Raw genomic sequence first — 15,458 nt, forward strand, 5'->3', positions numbered from 1 at the left:
CCCGTTACTTACTGTTTTGGGTTGACATCTTTTCGATGTCCATTCTGAATTATTCTTCTCAAAAGAATCTTCAGGGTCGTTGTCTATTATTTAGTTATCAAAGTCCTTGTTCTGCTGTTTTTCGACAGCTCAATTAGATTATCACATCTTTTGAAGCTTGTCAACAACTTTTTTAATTTTTTCTGTCGTTTTATGCTTTTGCGTTTCTCGCATTTGCGACAGCTGTGTTAGAATACCATGCCTCTCCCAAAATGTCAATGCCTATTTTTATCATTTTGCAAAATCTTTCTCGTCTTACCAATTAATGCATCCCAGACGTCCTCCTCACAAAAAAAAGAATGCCCCGGAAATGAGCATTCTTAAACTCATCCGGGACATTCTCCTCTTTTCATTCACTTTATTTCTCTGTCAGATGACATGCCACTCTGTGTCCTGGCGCAATCTCACGAAGCTGTGGCATTTCCTGGTAGCACCGTTCTGTTGCATACTGGCAGCGTTCTGCGAACCGGCAGCAATTCTTCGGATTGATCGGACTTGGGATCTCTCCTTTGATCGCAATACGGCGGTTGCTTTTTGCCTTGTCAGGATCTGCCTCCGGAATAGCGGAAAGCAGCGCCTGTGTATACGGATGAGACGGATTGCCGTAAAGTTCTTCGGTCTCTGCCTCTTCCACGATGGTTCCCAGGTACATAACAACCACTCTGTCTGAAATATATTTTACGACACTTAAGTCATGCGCGATAAACAGATAGGTCAGTCCTCTGGTTTCCTGCAGCTCTTTCAGCATGTTGATGACCTGCGCCTGGATAGATACGTCCAGAGCGGAAATAGGCTCATCACAGATAATGAATTCCGGGTCTACGGAAAGCGCACGTGCGATACCGATACGCTGTCTCTGTCCTCCGGAGAACTCATGAGCGAAACGGGACATATGGTCCTTGTTCAGTCCTACCGTCTCCAGCAGGTCCTGCACTTTTTTCTCCACTTCTTTCGCCGGCATGCCGTGCTGTCTTAAAGCCTCTCCTACGATCTCTCTTACCGTCATACGGGGATTCAGAGAAGCATATGGGTTCTGGAAGATCATCTGCACGCGGTGGCAGAACTTCTTCTGTTCTTCTTTTGTAAGTTTGGTCACGTCCTTGCCATCGAAGATTACTTCTCCGCTGGTAGGCTCATACAGCCGGATCAGGCAGCGTCCGGTAGTAGATTTTCCACATCCGGACTCACCTACCAGGCTGACGGTCTCTCCTTTGTAAATGTCAAAGGATACGTTATCTACAGCCTTTAAGTCTGCATGTCTTCCGACTTTGAAATATTTACATAAATTTTTCACCTGAACGAGAGGCTGTTTTTCTTTATTTTCCATTTATTCCACCTCTCCTTTCTTTCCGATCACCGGTTTTTTCAGTTCTGTCTCCGGCGCGTACTCATGCTGCAGCCAGCAGCAGGTATTGTGCTCTTCGGACAGAAGATACTGCTCCGGCGGGAGTTCATGACATACATCCATCGCATACTCGCATCTTGCCGCAAATGGACATCCCTTCGGCGGTGAGAACAGATCCGGAGGCGTACCCTCGATCGGTTTAAGTTTCTCGCCTTTTTCTGTATCCAGACGGGCGATGGACTCCATCAGTCCCTTGGTATACGGATGTGCTGTCTCATAGAAGATCTCCTGCACGGTTCCTTTCTCTACGATCTTACCGCCGTACATAACAACCACGCGGTCGCAGAGACGGGCAATTACACCCAGGTCGTGTGTGATCATGATAATAGATGTACCCAGTTTCTCTCTCAGTTCCAGTAAGAGGTCCAGGATCTGAGCCTCAATGGTAACGTCCAGAGATGTGGTAGGCTCGTCGCAGATGATCATGCTCGGACGGCTTACCAGAGCGATCGCGATCATGACACGCTGCTTCATACCACCGGACAGCTCATGCGGATACTGGCGGTAACGCTTCTCCACATCGGAGATTCCTACCAGTTTCATGATCTCCAGCGCTTTTTCTTTTACTTCTTTTTTCGTTACATCCTTACGGCCGCGGAATACCTCTTCAATCTGCGCGCCGATCCTCATGGTCGGGTTCAGGGATGTCATCGGATCCTGGAATACAAATCCGATATCTTCCCTCCGCATATTGTTCAGTTCCGTCTTGGTCATCTTCAGGACGTCTTTTCCATTAAATAAAATCTCGCCGCCCTTGAAAAATCCAGGGGGCTCCGGATTCAGACGCATAATACACTGTGCCGTAACACTCTTTCCACATCCGGACTCTCCAACGATACCAAGGATCTCTCCTTTACGCACCTCGAAGCTGACGTCACGGACAGCCTGTACCTCTCCGCCGTATGTATGGAAGGAGTACACCACGTCTTTTAATTCCAGAATATTTTCTCTTTCTGCCATTTTTACGTTCCTCCTAATCCGTTCCACGCAGTTTCGGGTCTACAGCATCACGCAGACCGTTGCCCAGAAGGTTCAGGGCAAGCATGGTAGTACATACAAAGAATGCGGGGATCAGCACTTCGTGCGGATAGTACCGCAGGAACTGGATACCCTCTTTACAGATAACACCCCAGCTGCAGTCCGGAGGTACGATACCAAGTCCGATGTAGCTAAGGAATGCTTCCTGGAAGATTGCTCCCGGGATAGCCATACAAAGGTTTGTCACCAGCATACCCATGATATTGGGGATGATGTGACGGATAATAATGATAAAATCCGGAATACCCATGACTTTCGCAGCCATAACGAATTCCTGCTCTTTCAGACGATAAACCTCGCCCCGGACAAAACGGCAGGTTCCGATCCATCCAACCACGCACATCGCAACGATCAGAGGAGCGATACCTTTACCAAGTACCATCATAACCAGGATGGTGATGATCAGACTGGGGATACCGTAGAGCAGGTCTACGATCCGCATTACGATCATATCAAGCTTGCCGCCGTAATATCCGCACAGACCACCGATCACGGCTCCCACGCACATGTTCAGAATAGCGGAGATCAGACCGATGGAAAGAGATACACGGGCGCCCATCCAGATACGTACCCACAGGTCACGCCCGGTTGAGTCAGTTCCCAGCCAGTGTGCCGCAGAGAACAGCGCATGTCTTGCATTTGCATCCATCTGAGACTGTGTGTACTGGCTGAACATGGGTGCAAAGATTGCCAGCAGCGTGTATAAAAGCACCAGACACATGGCAAAAAATGCACTTTTATTTTTCCGCAGACGTCTCCAGGCATCTGACCAGAAGGAAAGAGACGGACGGCTGATGCTTTCCATACGTACGGTGTCTTTTCCCCGTATCACAAACATATCTTTATTTAATTCTGCCATCTCTCTCACCTACCTTTTTCCGATACGTACACGCGGGTCAGCCACGCCGTAAAGAATGTCTACCACCAGGTTACAGGTTACCAGGAAGATACCATAGAATACCGTCATTCCCAGTACCATGGAATAGTCATTGTTAGATACACTTTCTACGTAATATTTACCCATTCCAGGAATCGCAAAAATCGATTCGATAACGAAAGTACCGGTCAGTACGGAAGCCACTGTCGGACCCATAACTGTCATAACCGGCATGATCGCGTTACGGATCTGATGCTTCATCGTAATACGCAGATCCGAAACACCTTTCGACCGGGCCGTCTTGATGTAATCCTGGGACGTAACCTCCAGCATGCTGGCACGCATGATACGCGAGACAGATGCCAGTGTATAGAACGCCAGGGCACAGGCCGGCAGGATCGTGTATTCAATTCCTTCATATCTTGCTACAGGGAACAATCCCCACTTAATACCAAATGTATACTGGAGTACCGCTCCCATGATAAAGTCAGGGATACTGGTTCCCAATACGGCAACGATAACACAGAAGAAGTCAATCTTCTTTCCTCTGTTTCTCGCGGAGACAATTCCCAGGATCAGACCGATGGACACAGCCATCACAAGGGCGCGGATTCCAAGGTCTGCAGAGAACGGGAAGGTCTCTCCAATAATATCATTTACGGTTCTGTTTGTATACTTCATGGAATAACCGAAGTCACCCTGAAGCAGATTGCCCATGTACTGCAGGTACTGAACAATCATGGGCTTGTCAAAGCCATAGTAGGACCGCATATTTTCCGCCACTTCCGGCGTCAGCTTTGCGCTGGTAAACGGCTCGCCGGGCATCAGACGCACCAGGAAGAATACGATCGTAATCAATACCAGGATTGTCAGAACAGCAGCCACCACACGCTTTAAAACATATTTCAGCATACTCATTCCTCCTACTGTAGTAAAAGGGAAAAGAGATTCAGCAAAGAATACTGCGTCTTTTCTAAATCGCCTTTTCCCCCTGCTCAGTAACCGCCGCCCGGCTGCTGCCGGACAGCGGTTTTTGTTTTACACAAATTCAATACTTAACGCTTGCGTTAGGATCTACTCAGTAATGTCAGCATATACCCAGTCAATGTTGACTGCACAGTGGAAGAATTCAACGCCTGTTACATCTTCATCCATCAGATAGTAAACTTCTCTTTCTGCCTGCGGCAGGAATGCAGCTTCATCAATGATGATCTGCTCTGCCTGATGAAGCATCTCGCTTCTCTTAGCAGCATCTGTCTCATTCTGAGAAGCATTCAGCAGTTCGTCAACTTCTGCATTTGCATAGTTGCTGTAGTTGTAAGCACTGTCAGACTTGAACAGTTCAAGGTAGCTGTAAGCATCGTCATAGTCAGATCCCCAGCCGCCCCATGCGATCTCGAAGTCGCCGGTGCTGTGACGGGTCAGAACCTCTGCATATGTGATCTGCTCGATCTGAACATTGATGCCAAGAGCCTTGGTCCACATTTCCTGAACAACCTCAGCCTGCTTCTTAGCGCTCTCGTTATCTGTTGTGGTAATGGTTACAGTAATCTCGGACGGATCGCTCATTCCGAGCTCGGAAAGTGCAGTGTCAAGATATTCTTTTGCTGCCTCTTCGTCGCCGTCAAGAGGATATCCTTCCAGTGTAGAGTTCTCTCCCCATGTGCTGCCGTTATCTGCCAGACCACTGAATGCAAGTCCGGTAGACGGAACAAACAGGTCGTTATTTACCAGGGTGTTGTACTCGTTTCTGTTCAGAGCATAGTTCAGAGCCAGACGGAAGTTTGTGTTCGCCATAGCCGGATTGCCGCAGTCAAGGTTGTAGTAGAAGTAGTCTACGTTACCATTGCGGAATACTTCTGCGGTATCCTCGTAGTTCTGTACAGATGCGCTCGGAAGCTCAGAGTAATCCAGATCGCCGGATTCATACATTGCAAGAGCGGTATCCTGGTTCTGAACGTAGGTAAGTTCTACACGGTCCAGGTTGATCGCATCTCTGTTCCAGTACTCTTCGTTTGGCTCAAAGATCCACTGCTGATTCTCAGAACTTGTCAGTACGTAAGGACCAGAGTATACATTCTTCTCAGCGTCTGCCGCGAAGTCAGTGCCGTACTCTTCTACAACATCCTGACGAAGCGGTGCAAACTGTCCGGAAGAACCGATCAGACTTAAGAAATACTCTGTCGGGTGCTCCAGGGTTACAACCAGAGTCTGGTCATCTTCTGCAACTACTCCCAGTTCGGAAGGATCCATCTCGCCTTTTTCTACAGCAAGACCATTCTTGATGTACTCGCCGATGAATGCGTACGGAGCTGCAGTCTCAGGATTCAGAAGTCTCTGCCAGCTGTATACATAGTCATTTGCGGTGATGGGCTCTCCATCACTCCATTTTGCATCTTCACGAAGGTGGAAGGTGTAAGTAAGTCCGTCTTCGGATACTTCCCACTCTTCAGCAATACCAGGCTCTACTTCTCCGCCTGTGTTACGCACCAGACCTTCGGTCAGCGCATGCTGGATCTCGTTGTCAGGGATACAGTTACCCTTGGTCGGGTCCAGAGTTGTCGGCTCTGTTCTTGTAGAATAACGGAAGACCTTTTCACCGGATCCATCGCCGGATCCGCCGTCATCGCTTCCTCCCCCCCCGGGTACGCCACAGCCTGCAGCTAAGGTTGCTGTCATGGCTGCTGTCAGTAATACAGCTAATACTTTCTTTTTCATAAAATACCTCCTTTACTCACGAAAGGCTTCTGCCTTCCTAAAGTTCTATTAGCTCATGTGTAGCACTTATCAGGTTTTCATATCCCTCTGCGGTAACGATACCCTGGTCTTCGATTCGCACGCCGCCCCAGCCTGGGATATAAATTCCTGGTTCTACCGTTAAAATGTTGTTCTCTTCCAGAATATTGTCGCATCTCGCGCCGATATTCGGAAGTTCATGGACAAACAGCCCTACGCCGTGTCCGATGCCTGTATAATTATAGGGAAGATACTCTGTATCTTTGATCGCTTCCAGTGACGCCTCATAACAGGAAGTTCCTGTCACACCCGGCTTCACTGCTTTTTCTGTGTCTTCGGTCATCTGACGGCAGAGATCATAGACTTCTCTCTGTTTTGCGTCCGCGCGGCCTACAACCACAGTTCTTGTCATATCTGACAGATACCCTTTGTACTGGCAGCCATAATCCATCAGCACAAAGTCGCCGTATTCTATTGCCTTTTCTCCCGGGATCCCGTGAAGCAGGGAAGTCCTTGCCCCGGAAATCAGGATGCCGCCGTATGGCTTGGTGTCGGCTCCCTCCATCACCATATAGTGGGAAAGTCTGGAAGCCAGTTCCTTTTCTGTCACTCCCACCCGGATATCCTTCAGGATCTTATCAAAAGCCCTGGATGCAATATCACAGGAAATGCGGAGATTCTTAAGCTCTTCCGGCGTCTTGACGGCCCGCAGCTTTTCAATCACATTAAGCGTCGGCACCATCTCCGCCTTTACAGCCTCCTGGATGGATCTCCAGGTTCCGAACGTCAGATGATCCTCTTCAAATCCAATCGTGCGGATCTGCTGCTTCTCTGCGCATTCCGCAAGCGTTTTGCCTATGGTATAACCGGCTCTTCGCCAGTTTACGATCTCATATTCCGGACATTCGTAAGCAGCCTGCTCCGTATATCTTGGATCTGTGATAAAGAACTGCTCTCCTTTTGTAATAAAAAGATAGGAATCCTCTCCGGTATAGCCGCTGATACAGCGGACATTGGCCGGCTTTGCCACATAAAATGCGTCCAGCCCCTGTTCTTCCATGTAAGTTCTCAACTGTTCCAGTCTGTTCATGCTATCTGCCCTTCTTTCCATCTATTTTCTTTTGCCATTAATATTCTATTTCTCAGTATGCAGATACACATGGTATCTTTCCTGATCGATACGGTAAAGCGGAATAAAACGGATATCTCCAAGGAAATATTCCACACCTTCTTCTGCCCTTTGAAGCAGGGTTTCCACATTTTTTTCATCCACAGGAACCTGCAGGGCTTCCTGCTCTTCTGACAACGCCGCCAGAATATAGGGTCCGGCCTGCACCGCTGCCAGTTCCGGCTCATCCGGTGTACGGATCAGCCCCGGATGATACGGAAAGCTTACATTTATCTCCACTCCGGCTTCAAAGTCCGCCTGTATGCGGATGTAGCCGTTTTCATCGACGATTGGATCAGCCTGATTCCCCTGCACACAGATCTCCAGGTCTTCTTTTGCCCATCCGGGCTTTCGAAGCGCCAGTGTCCTGATCTTACCTTTCACCTGGATCTTGATCTGTTCCGGATCCTTTTCCGTCTGGGTCTGCTGAATCTGTAATCTTCCATCCGGCATTTCCAGTGTACACGGAAGATAGAGATTCACATATACCGTATCCCCATCCTGGAAATAGATCGCGTCCCGGAAGCGGAAGGAACTTTCCATTCCTGTTCCGTGGCAGCAGCTGTTCTCCGGCTCAAAGATCCGTCTGGCTCCGGGAGCCAGCGGCCAGAAGTAAGTGCTTTCTCCTGTCTCTTCCTTTTCTTGTACTGCCAGGATGTGATTCACAAGCGTCCGCTCGTAATAATCCATATAGGACGCCTTGGGGTTCAGCTGATATAATCCCTTCGTCAGCTTCAGCATGTTATAGGAAGCACAGGTTTCCTGTGTCTTTTCCGTAAGAAGCGTCCCGATTTTTCCCCGGTCATGGAACATCTCGCTTTCCCCGACGCCTCCCGGCGCATAGGCGTGTCCGCTGACCACATAGTTCCAGAATCTTTCCGCGATCGTCCGGTACCGTTTACCGGCTCCGGCCATATACATCTCAAGGGCTCCGATCACCTGCGGGATATGCTGATTCGCGTGCATACCGCCAAGCGCGTCTTTTCCCAGAAGAAGCGGCGCAAATAACCGGTCGTTGTCAAACATTGCCGCGCATTCCAGATATCTTTCTTCCCCTGTGATCTGAAAAAGCCTTGCCATGACTTCATTCATACCGCCGAACTCTCCGGCGATATACATGCTCCACATCCGGTTCCTCTGGTCTTTTGGAAGCCTCGACAGCCTGCGGCAGGTCCAGTCTCCCAGATCTTCGGCGATCTTAAGCGCCAGCGAATTCCCCAATAATTCATAGCAGTCCAGAAGGCCTGCGAATAATTTATGTAACGTATAGTAAGGCGCCCAGATCTGCGGGTAGGGAGTATATTCTTCCAGAAGGTCGAACTGTTCCTCCAGATAACCGCTTAAGAATCCCTGTCCGGTCCCCTTGTTTTTCGGGAACGCCTCCTGGCACTCCCGCAGCGCCTCTATCATGTACTCTGCCTTTTCCTTCGCCGTCTCATCCCCGCAGGAATGATAGCAGTGCGCAAGAGCGGACAGAAAATGTCCGGTGGTGTGACCGCGCAGCAGACACTCCGGCGCATCCCATCCGAACATAGGCTCTGCGTCCTTTACCGGAAGTCCTGCCGCGCTGCGGAAATTATAAAGCAGCTGGTCGGCATCCATCCGGTGCAGATACCTGCGCATCCGTTCCTGGGCATCATAAAAGCCGCTTCCCGGATGCAGCCAGATCTTTGCCTCCCGGAAGTCTGTAACCAAGGGACTGACCTTTCCAGTCGTATCCTCCGTCATCTCCTCCGGCTGATCCAGCTCCTCCATCTGCGGATGGTCATTCTGTTCTTCAATAATCTTTATCTGATAGTCTTTTAAGCCTATGATATCTCTGTTATCCGGTTCCGAATAATCTCTCTTGTTTTCACGTTCTGTCATATATTCTGTCTTTTCCAATTTCTTAGAATAATTGATAATACTTGTTAAAATAATAACCGTTTTTATGCGTTCTGTCAACTTGTTTGTGCATTTTAAACACTTTATAAGCGTTCCAGGCATCCTTTTACAGAAGGTCGATCGCCTGATTGATGGACCTTACGCCGATGATCCGGAGTTCTTCCTGCCCGCCCATGTTCTTCAGAGATTTTCTGGATACCTCCGGCAAAATGCAGACCTTAAATCCCAGTTTTTTTGCCTCCGCCACTCTTTGTTCAGGCATCGTCACAGCACGGACCTCTCCGCTTAGTCCCACTTCGCCAAACACGATCGTATCCTCCGGCACCGGTTTATTTTTATAACTGGACGCGATCGCCATCACGATCCCCAGGTCCGAGGCCGGTTCATTCATGCGGATACCCCCGGCAATATTTACGTAAGCGTCATAACTGGACAGAGGAAGCCCTGCCCTTTTCTCCAGCACAGCCATCAGAAGATTCACCCGGTTATAGTCAAGTCCCGCCGCCGTTCTCCTGGGCATACCGAAATTACTATGGCATACCAGCGCCTGGATCTCCATCAGGATTGGCCTGGTCCCTTCCATGGCGCAGGCCACCACCGAGCCGGAAGCATTCTCCGGACGGCCGCTCAGCATATATTCCGAAGGATTTTCTACTTCCACCAGTCCCTCCCGGCGCATCTCGAATACACCAATCTCATTGGTGGAGCCGAACCGGTTCTTGACTCCGCGCAGGATCCGGTAAGACACATGGCGGTCTCCTTCAAAATACAGCACCGTATCCACCATGTGTTCCAGAACGCGGGGACCTGCCACTGTCCCTTCTTTTGTCACATGGCCCACGATGAAGATGGCAATATTGAGCCCCTTTGCCAGCTGTAAAAGAACATTCGTGGACTCCCGCACCTGAGATACGCTGCCCGGCGCAGAACTGACCTCTTCGTTATACATGGTCTGGATCGAATCAATCACCGCCATATCCGGTTTCTGACGCTCAATACTGCTCCGGATCAGTTCCAGATTGGTTTCGCACAAGAGATAAAGATTTTCTGAAAACGTCCCCATCCGGTCTGCCCGCAGTTTGATCTGCTTCAGTGATTCCTCTCCGGAGATGTAAAGGATCTTCTTCCCCATTGCTGACAATTTCTGGCAGACCTGCAGAAGCAGGGTGGATTTTCCGATACCGGGGTCTCCTCCCACCAGGACTAAAGACCCCTGAACAATCCCGCCGCCAAGAACACGGTCCAGTTCGCCGATGCCGGTCCGGATCCTCTCATCATCATCCGTATCCACGCTGGTAAGAAGCACCGGCTGAGGCGCGGCGCCTCCTGCCGGCCCCAGGGCCGCTGCATTTCCCGCTTTAGGAACCGTAACCTTTTCCTCCACAAATGTATTCCATTCTTTGCATGCCGGGCACTGGCCCAGCCATTTACTCTCTTCATGTCCGCAGTTCTGACAGAAAAATACGGTCTTTTTTCCTTTTGCCATGGTCATCCTCCCTGTCATGTATTGTGTCCATTATAAGTGAAAAACGGATGATATGCAACAAGACGGCCACAATGGGCCGTCTCGTTAAAATCCATATGAAATTGAAATCTAAGTAATAATTCCCTTACTCAACGGTTATTTCTTCACGATCTTCACGGGTACCGGCGTATCAGCCCCCAGTTCTACACTGACGCTCAGTTTGCCGCTCAGATTCGTTGTCATCTCACCGGCGCTCTTGCCATCCATATACACCTCATACGGGGTATCTGCTTCCATCTCTAATGTAAACTGCGCATCCTTCGGACCGGATACTTCGAAAGATACCTCTTCCTCAGATGCACGGAAATTCTCAACCGCTGTTCCCGGCACAGATTCATATACAAACATGCCGTTCCGCTCTAATTTTGTAATCTCTGCAAATGTCTTAACCTTGTAAATGTCCCCCTGATGCTCGAAGCCTTCCAGTTTTGTCTTGCTCTCCAGTGTGTAATCTCCAAAGCTGAGCGTACCGTCTGCTTCTGCTCTCAAAAGTTCTTTCACTGCTGCCATTATTTTATCCTCCCTTGGGTTCTTCATTTGTATCCTCATTATATCTTATATCAGGATTCTTTTGTAGTCTTTGGCATAAATTTTATTTCTTTTTTAGACATGCCTGCCACTACTTCCATGCCTCTTTCGATCTGGCCTTCTAGCACCGCTTCTGCCAGCTTATCCTCCAGCTGATTCTGCACGGCGCGGCGCAACGGACGGGCGCCGTATTTTTGATCTGTGCCTGTCTCCACAATATGCTTCTTCACAGAATCCCTGATCGTAAGACGGATATCCAGCTGCTCTTTTGCACGCCTGATCAAATCCCGGCACAGCATGCCGACGATCTTCTTCATTTCTTCCTGATTCAGCGGATGGAAGACCAAAATCTCATCGATCCGGTTTAAGAATTCCGGACGGAAGATCAGCTTCACTTCATTCATCACATTGCTCTTCATCCGCTTATAATCCCCGGCTGCGTCTTCTTTTGCGTTAAATCCCAGCTTTTTCGGATCAATGATCGACTGCGCGCCTGCGTTTGAAGTCATGATGATAACCGTATTGCAGAAATTCACTTTTCTGCCCTGGGAATCTGTGATATGCCCATCGTCCAGTACCTGCAGCAGAATATTGAACACGTCAGGATGGGCTTTCTCGATCTCATCAAACAGGATCACTGAATAAGGATGCCTTCTCACCTGCTCGCTGAGCTGGCCGCCTTCCTCATGGCCTACATATCCCGGAGGTGATCCGATCATTTTGGACACACTGTGTTTTTCCATATACTCGGACATGTCCACCCGGATCAGCGAATCTTCTGTTCCAAACAGAGCCTCTGCAAGCGCTTTGGAAAGTTCTGTTTTTCCCACTCCGGTAGGCCCAAGAAACAGGAAGGATCCAATAGGCCGCTTCGGGTCTTTTAACCCGACTCTGCCCCGTTTGATGGAACGGGCCACAGCGGATACCGCTTCCTCCTGGCCGACCACCCGTTTGTGAAGCGTCTGCTCCAGACGGTTCAGTCTTGCGCTTTCTGATTCTGCCAGTTTTTTTACCGGGATCTTTGTCCACCGGGACACAACCTCCGCAATATCCTCTTCAGTTACAAACAGCTGCTTTTCGCTGTTTTTCTTCTGGAATCTGTCTTTTTGTCTGCCAAGCTTTTTCAGCGCCTCTTCCCTTTCTTTCCGGACAAGAGATGCTTCGGCAATGTCGCCTCTTACCAGGGCTTCTTCCAACTGAGACGACAGTTCCTTGGCCGCCTTTTCCAGATCAAAGATCTGCTCCGGCACCTGAAATCCCCGCAGGCTTACTCTGGAGCAGGCTTCATCCAGCACGTCAATGGCTTTATCCGGCAGGAACCGGTCGCTGACATAGCGGGCCGATAATTTGACTGCTGCTTTCAGAGCGTCCTTTTCTATCTCCACATGATGGTGCGCTTCATAGCGGGAGGCAAGCCCTTCCAGGATCTCCAGGCACTGATCTTCTGTAGGCTCTTCCACCGTGATCGGCTGAAATCTCCGTTCCAGAGCCGCGTCTTTTTCAATGTATTTGCGATATTCACCAATGGTAGTGGCTCCGATCAGCTGAAGTTCGCCTCTTGCCAGGGACGGCTTCAGGATATTGGACGCATCCATGGCTCCCTCTGCCCCGCCGGCGCCGATGATGGTATGCACTTCATCCAGGAACAGGATCACATTTCCTGCTGCTTTTACCTCCTGGATCAACCGCTTCATCCGCTCTTCAAATTCGCCTCTGTATTTGGACCCGGCGATCATTGCCGCCAGATCCATGGTCAGGATCCGCTTCTCCTTCATGTCATCCGGCACCATGCCGGAAGCAATCTGCTGGGCCAGCCCTTCGATCACGGCCGTCTTTCCCACGCCCGGCTCTCCCACCAGGCAGGGGTTATTCTTGGTCCTGCGGCTCAGAACCTGCATCAGTCGGCTGATCTCTTCTTTCCTTCCGATCACCGGATCCAGCTTTCCTTCCGCCGCCTGAGCCGTCAGATCCGTCCCGAACTGTTCCAGCACCGCGCCTTTTGCGCCGCCGGCTTCCTGTGACAGCTCTTCCTGATATTCCCGCGGATCCGCGCCCAGAACCTCCAGGATCTCCTGATACACCTTCTGGATATTGATATTCAGGGTCAGAAGGATCCTGCAGGCTACGCAGTCCACATCCCTAAGAAGCGCCAGGAGAAGATGCTCTGTCCCGATCTCATCGCAGCGGAAGCGCTTTGCTTCCGCCTCGCTGTCCTCCAGGATATATGCAAGCCGCGGGCTGATCCCGGGGCTGCGGACAGCCGCCGTATCCCCCACCGGAGAGACCAGCTCTTCCATTACCGTAAGGATCCGTTCTTCGTCCACCCGGTTGGCGTCCAGGATCTGTCCAGCCACACCGGTGTAGACCTCTCTTAAACCGATCAGTAGATGCTCCGTCCCGATATAAGGATGATTCATATCTCTGGCCGTTTTTTCTGCTTTTTTTAATACTTCATTTGCCTGCCTTGTATAATTCATGCTGTCTGTTATTCCTTTCCATACTCGTCAAATATATCATCCACCAGAGCGTGTACCTCTTCCCGCGAGACATTCTTACAACAGCCTCTGGCAAGCAGGATCCGAAGATTTTCCCGCATCTTAAGAAGCGCCTGGGCCTTGTCTATATCCAGTGCGATCACCGCTCCCTTTCTACGGTCCAGCCGGATAAATCCTTCCTGCTTCAGTATTGTATACGCCTTGTTCACCGTATGCATATTGATGCCCACCAGGTCAGCCATCTGCCGCACAGAGGGCAGAGCGTCCCCTTCCTTGATCAGATCCATGGCGATCCCCAGGATGATCTGGTTCTGCAGCTGGATGTAAAGCGCTTCATCACTGTTAAAATCAACTTCTATCAACATATCCTTCACCTGCTTTTGTATTCTGCTTGTGTCCTGTGTTATATCGGTAGTATAACACATTCAAAAGGAGCTTACAACCGAAATTGTAAGCTCCTTTTCGCAACTTGAAGGAATTAAGTTTGGAAATGTCTGAATTGTAATTAGCAAAGTGTCTTAATGTCTACATATTCATAGCAGTCAAAGCTGTCTGCTACGTTCTTGCAGGTCAGTTTGCCATCATAGGTATTGATAGCGGAGTAGATCACTTCATTGTCCTTGCATGCCTGCTCCAGACCCTTGTTCGCGATCTGCAGTCCGTAATATACGGTAGCATTTGTCAGAGCGATGGTGGATGTTCTCGGAACTGCTCCAGGCATATTTCCTACGCAGTAGTGAACAACGCCGTCCTCGATAAAGATCGGATCATCATGATAGGTAACTCTTGTGGTCTCGCCGCATCCGCCCTGGTCAACCGCAACGTCTACAAATACAGCGCCCGGCTTCATCTCTTTGAGATATTTCTTCTTGAAGATCTTCGGAGCAGCTTTTCCGGGGATCAGTACGGAACCGATTACCAGATCTGCCTCTTTTACAGATTTCTCAATGTTCGCGTCGTTGGAAACCAGTGTCTGTACACGTGCGCCGAACAGGTCATCCAGATAAGCCAGTCTCGGAAGGCTGATATCCAGGATCGTTACATTTGCGCCCATGCCGACTGCGATCTTGCAGGCGTTGGTTCCTACATTACCGCCGCCCAGGATTACGATGTTTGCCTTCGGGGTTCCCGGAACGCCTGCTAACAGAACGCCTTCGCCTCCGAATCTCTTCTCCAGGTACTTCGCGCCTTCCTGGATACTTAAGCGTCCTGCGATCTGGCTCATAGGAGCAAGCAGCGGCAGTCCGCCCTGTCTGGGATCGAACAGTGTCTCATAGGCAACACCTTTTACCTTGCCGTTCAGAAGAGCATCTGTCTGCGGTTTGTCTGCAGCCAGGTGAAGATAAGTATAAAGGATCAGTCCTTCATGGAATAACGGATACTCTTCCGGCAGAGGCTCTTTTACCTTGATCATCATCTCAACGGTATCCCATACTTCTTTTGCCGTATCGATCATCTTTGCTCCGGCAGCTTCATACTCAGCATCTGTAAATCCGGAGCCAAGTCCCGCGCCCTTCTCGATGTAAACCTCATGTCCTGCTCCTGCGTAAACCTTTACGTTGTCAGGTGTCATACCTACACGGAACTCATTGTTTTTAATTTCTTTTACGCATCCTACTTTCAATTTGATTCCCTCCTGCTTCTCTTTTTTGATTTGTAATACGTTCTCTTTTCTGAACAATATTTTTCATTTCCATTTGGATTTTGAAGAATATTATTCATTTGTCTCTAAAATTATACTAGCACACTGGTGTATAATATTC

The 15,458-nt window shown here is 49.6% G+C and carries 12 protein-coding genes; all 12 read right to left on the reverse strand.

Annotation, left to right across the window (positions count from 1 at the left end):
- Positions 1-397 precede the first annotated feature (397 nt).
- Complete coding sequence (locus tag H6A13_RS11080; protein ID WP_204909632.1) at positions 398-1,366, reverse strand: ABC transporter ATP-binding protein; 969 nt, start codon at positions 1,364-1,366, stop codon at positions 398-400.
- Positions 1,367-2,404: an ABC transporter ATP-binding protein gene (locus H6A13_RS11085; RefSeq protein WP_204909633.1), complete on the reverse strand. Its 1,038-nt coding sequence runs from the start codon at positions 2,402-2,404 to the stop codon at positions 1,367-1,369.
- Between the two features lie 13 nt (positions 2,405-2,417).
- Positions 2,418-3,341: an ABC transporter permease gene (locus tag H6A13_RS11090; RefSeq protein ID WP_204909634.1), complete on the reverse strand. Its 924-nt coding sequence runs from the start codon at positions 3,339-3,341 to the stop codon at positions 2,418-2,420.
- A 9-nt stretch (positions 3,342-3,350) separates the two neighbouring features.
- Positions 3,351-4,271 carry an ABC transporter permease gene (locus H6A13_RS11095; protein WP_204909635.1) on the reverse strand — a complete coding sequence of 307 codons (921 nt, stop codon included), beginning with the start codon at positions 4,269-4,271 and terminating at the stop codon, positions 3,351-3,353.
- A gap of 162 nt (positions 4,272-4,433) precedes the next feature.
- Positions 4,434-6,077, reverse strand: a complete 1,644-nt coding sequence (locus H6A13_RS11100; RefSeq protein WP_204909636.1) for a peptide ABC transporter substrate-binding protein — start codon at positions 6,075-6,077, stop codon at positions 4,434-4,436.
- 37 nt (positions 6,078-6,114) lie between these two features.
- Entirely contained in the window at positions 6,115-7,185 is a 1,071-nt protein-coding gene (locus tag H6A13_RS11105; protein ID WP_204909637.1) for a M24 family metallopeptidase, read from the reverse strand.
- Between the two features lie 45 nt (positions 7,186-7,230).
- Positions 7,231-9,129 carry a beta-L-arabinofuranosidase domain-containing protein gene (locus tag H6A13_RS11110; protein WP_204909638.1) on the reverse strand — a complete coding sequence of 633 codons (1,899 nt, stop codon included), beginning with the start codon at positions 9,127-9,129 and terminating at the stop codon, positions 7,231-7,233.
- Positions 9,130-9,253: 124 nt separating this feature from the next.
- A complete protein-coding gene (radA, locus tag H6A13_RS11115) occupies positions 9,254-10,633 on the reverse strand; it encodes a DNA repair protein RadA (RefSeq protein ID WP_204909639.1) in 1,380 nt (459 codons plus the stop codon).
- A gap of 135 nt (positions 10,634-10,768) precedes the next feature.
- The gene (locus H6A13_RS11120; RefSeq protein ID WP_204909640.1) at positions 10,769-11,182 is read right to left on the reverse strand and encodes an endosialidase; all 414 of its coding nucleotides are present in this window, start codon (positions 11,180-11,182) and stop codon (positions 10,769-10,771) included.
- Between the two features lie 50 nt (positions 11,183-11,232).
- Positions 11,233-13,677 carry an ATP-dependent Clp protease ATP-binding subunit gene (locus tag H6A13_RS11125; protein WP_204909641.1) on the reverse strand — a complete coding sequence of 815 codons (2,445 nt, stop codon included), beginning with the start codon at positions 13,675-13,677 and terminating at the stop codon, positions 11,233-11,235.
- Between the two features lie 8 nt (positions 13,678-13,685).
- On the reverse strand, positions 13,686-14,060 hold the full coding sequence (locus H6A13_RS11130; RefSeq protein WP_204909642.1) for a GntR family transcriptional regulator: 375 nt from the start codon (positions 14,058-14,060) through the stop codon (positions 13,686-13,688).
- 140 nt (positions 14,061-14,200) lie between these two features.
- On the reverse strand, positions 14,201-15,319 hold the full coding sequence (gene ald, locus H6A13_RS11135; protein ID WP_204909643.1) for an alanine dehydrogenase: 1,119 nt from the start codon (positions 15,317-15,319) through the stop codon (positions 14,201-14,203).
- Positions 15,320-15,458 lie beyond the last annotated feature (139 nt).

The organism is Mordavella massiliensis (assembly GCF_016902415.1).
Classification (GTDB): domain Bacteria; phylum Bacillota; class Clostridia; order Lachnospirales; family Lachnospiraceae; genus Merdimonas; species Merdimonas faecigallinarum.

Bases quoted from the DNA above. Each gene is read 5' to 3' on its own strand.
- radA (WP_204909639.1), bottom strand. From the start codon at position 10,633: ATGGCAAAAGGAAAAAAGACCGTATTTTTCTGTCAGAACTGCGGACAT.
- H6A13_RS11080 (WP_204909632.1), bottom strand. From the start codon at position 1,366: ATGGAAAATAAAGAAAAACAGCCTCTCGTTCAGGTGAAAAATTTATGT.
- H6A13_RS11125 (WP_204909641.1), bottom strand. From the start codon at position 13,677: ATGAATTATACAAGGCAGGCAAATGAAGTATTAAAAAAAGCAGAAAAA.
- H6A13_RS11105 (WP_204909637.1), bottom strand. From the start codon at position 7,185: ATGAACAGACTGGAACAGTTGAGAACTTACATGGAAGAACAGGGGCTG.
- H6A13_RS11095 (WP_204909635.1), bottom strand. From the start codon at position 4,271: ATGCTGAAATATGTTTTAAAGCGTGTGGTGGCTGCTGTTCTGACAATC.
- H6A13_RS11090 (WP_204909634.1), bottom strand. From the start codon at position 3,341: ATGGCAGAATTAAATAAAGATATGTTTGTGATACGGGGAAAAGACACC.
- H6A13_RS11110 (WP_204909638.1), bottom strand. From the start codon at position 9,129: ATGACAGAACGTGAAAACAAGAGAGATTATTCGGAACCGGATAACAGA.
- H6A13_RS11120 (WP_204909640.1), bottom strand. From the start codon at position 11,182: ATGGCAGCAGTGAAAGAACTTTTGAGAGCAGAAGCAGACGGTACGCTC.
- H6A13_RS11085 (WP_204909633.1), bottom strand. From the start codon at position 2,404: ATGGCAGAAAGAGAAAATATTCTGGAATTAAAAGACGTGGTGTACTCC.
- H6A13_RS11100 (WP_204909636.1), bottom strand. From the start codon at position 6,077: ATGAAAAAGAAAGTATTAGCTGTATTACTGACAGCAGCCATGACAGCA.
- H6A13_RS11130 (WP_204909642.1), bottom strand. From the start codon at position 14,060: ATGTTGATAGAAGTTGATTTTAACAGTGATGAAGCGCTTTACATCCAG.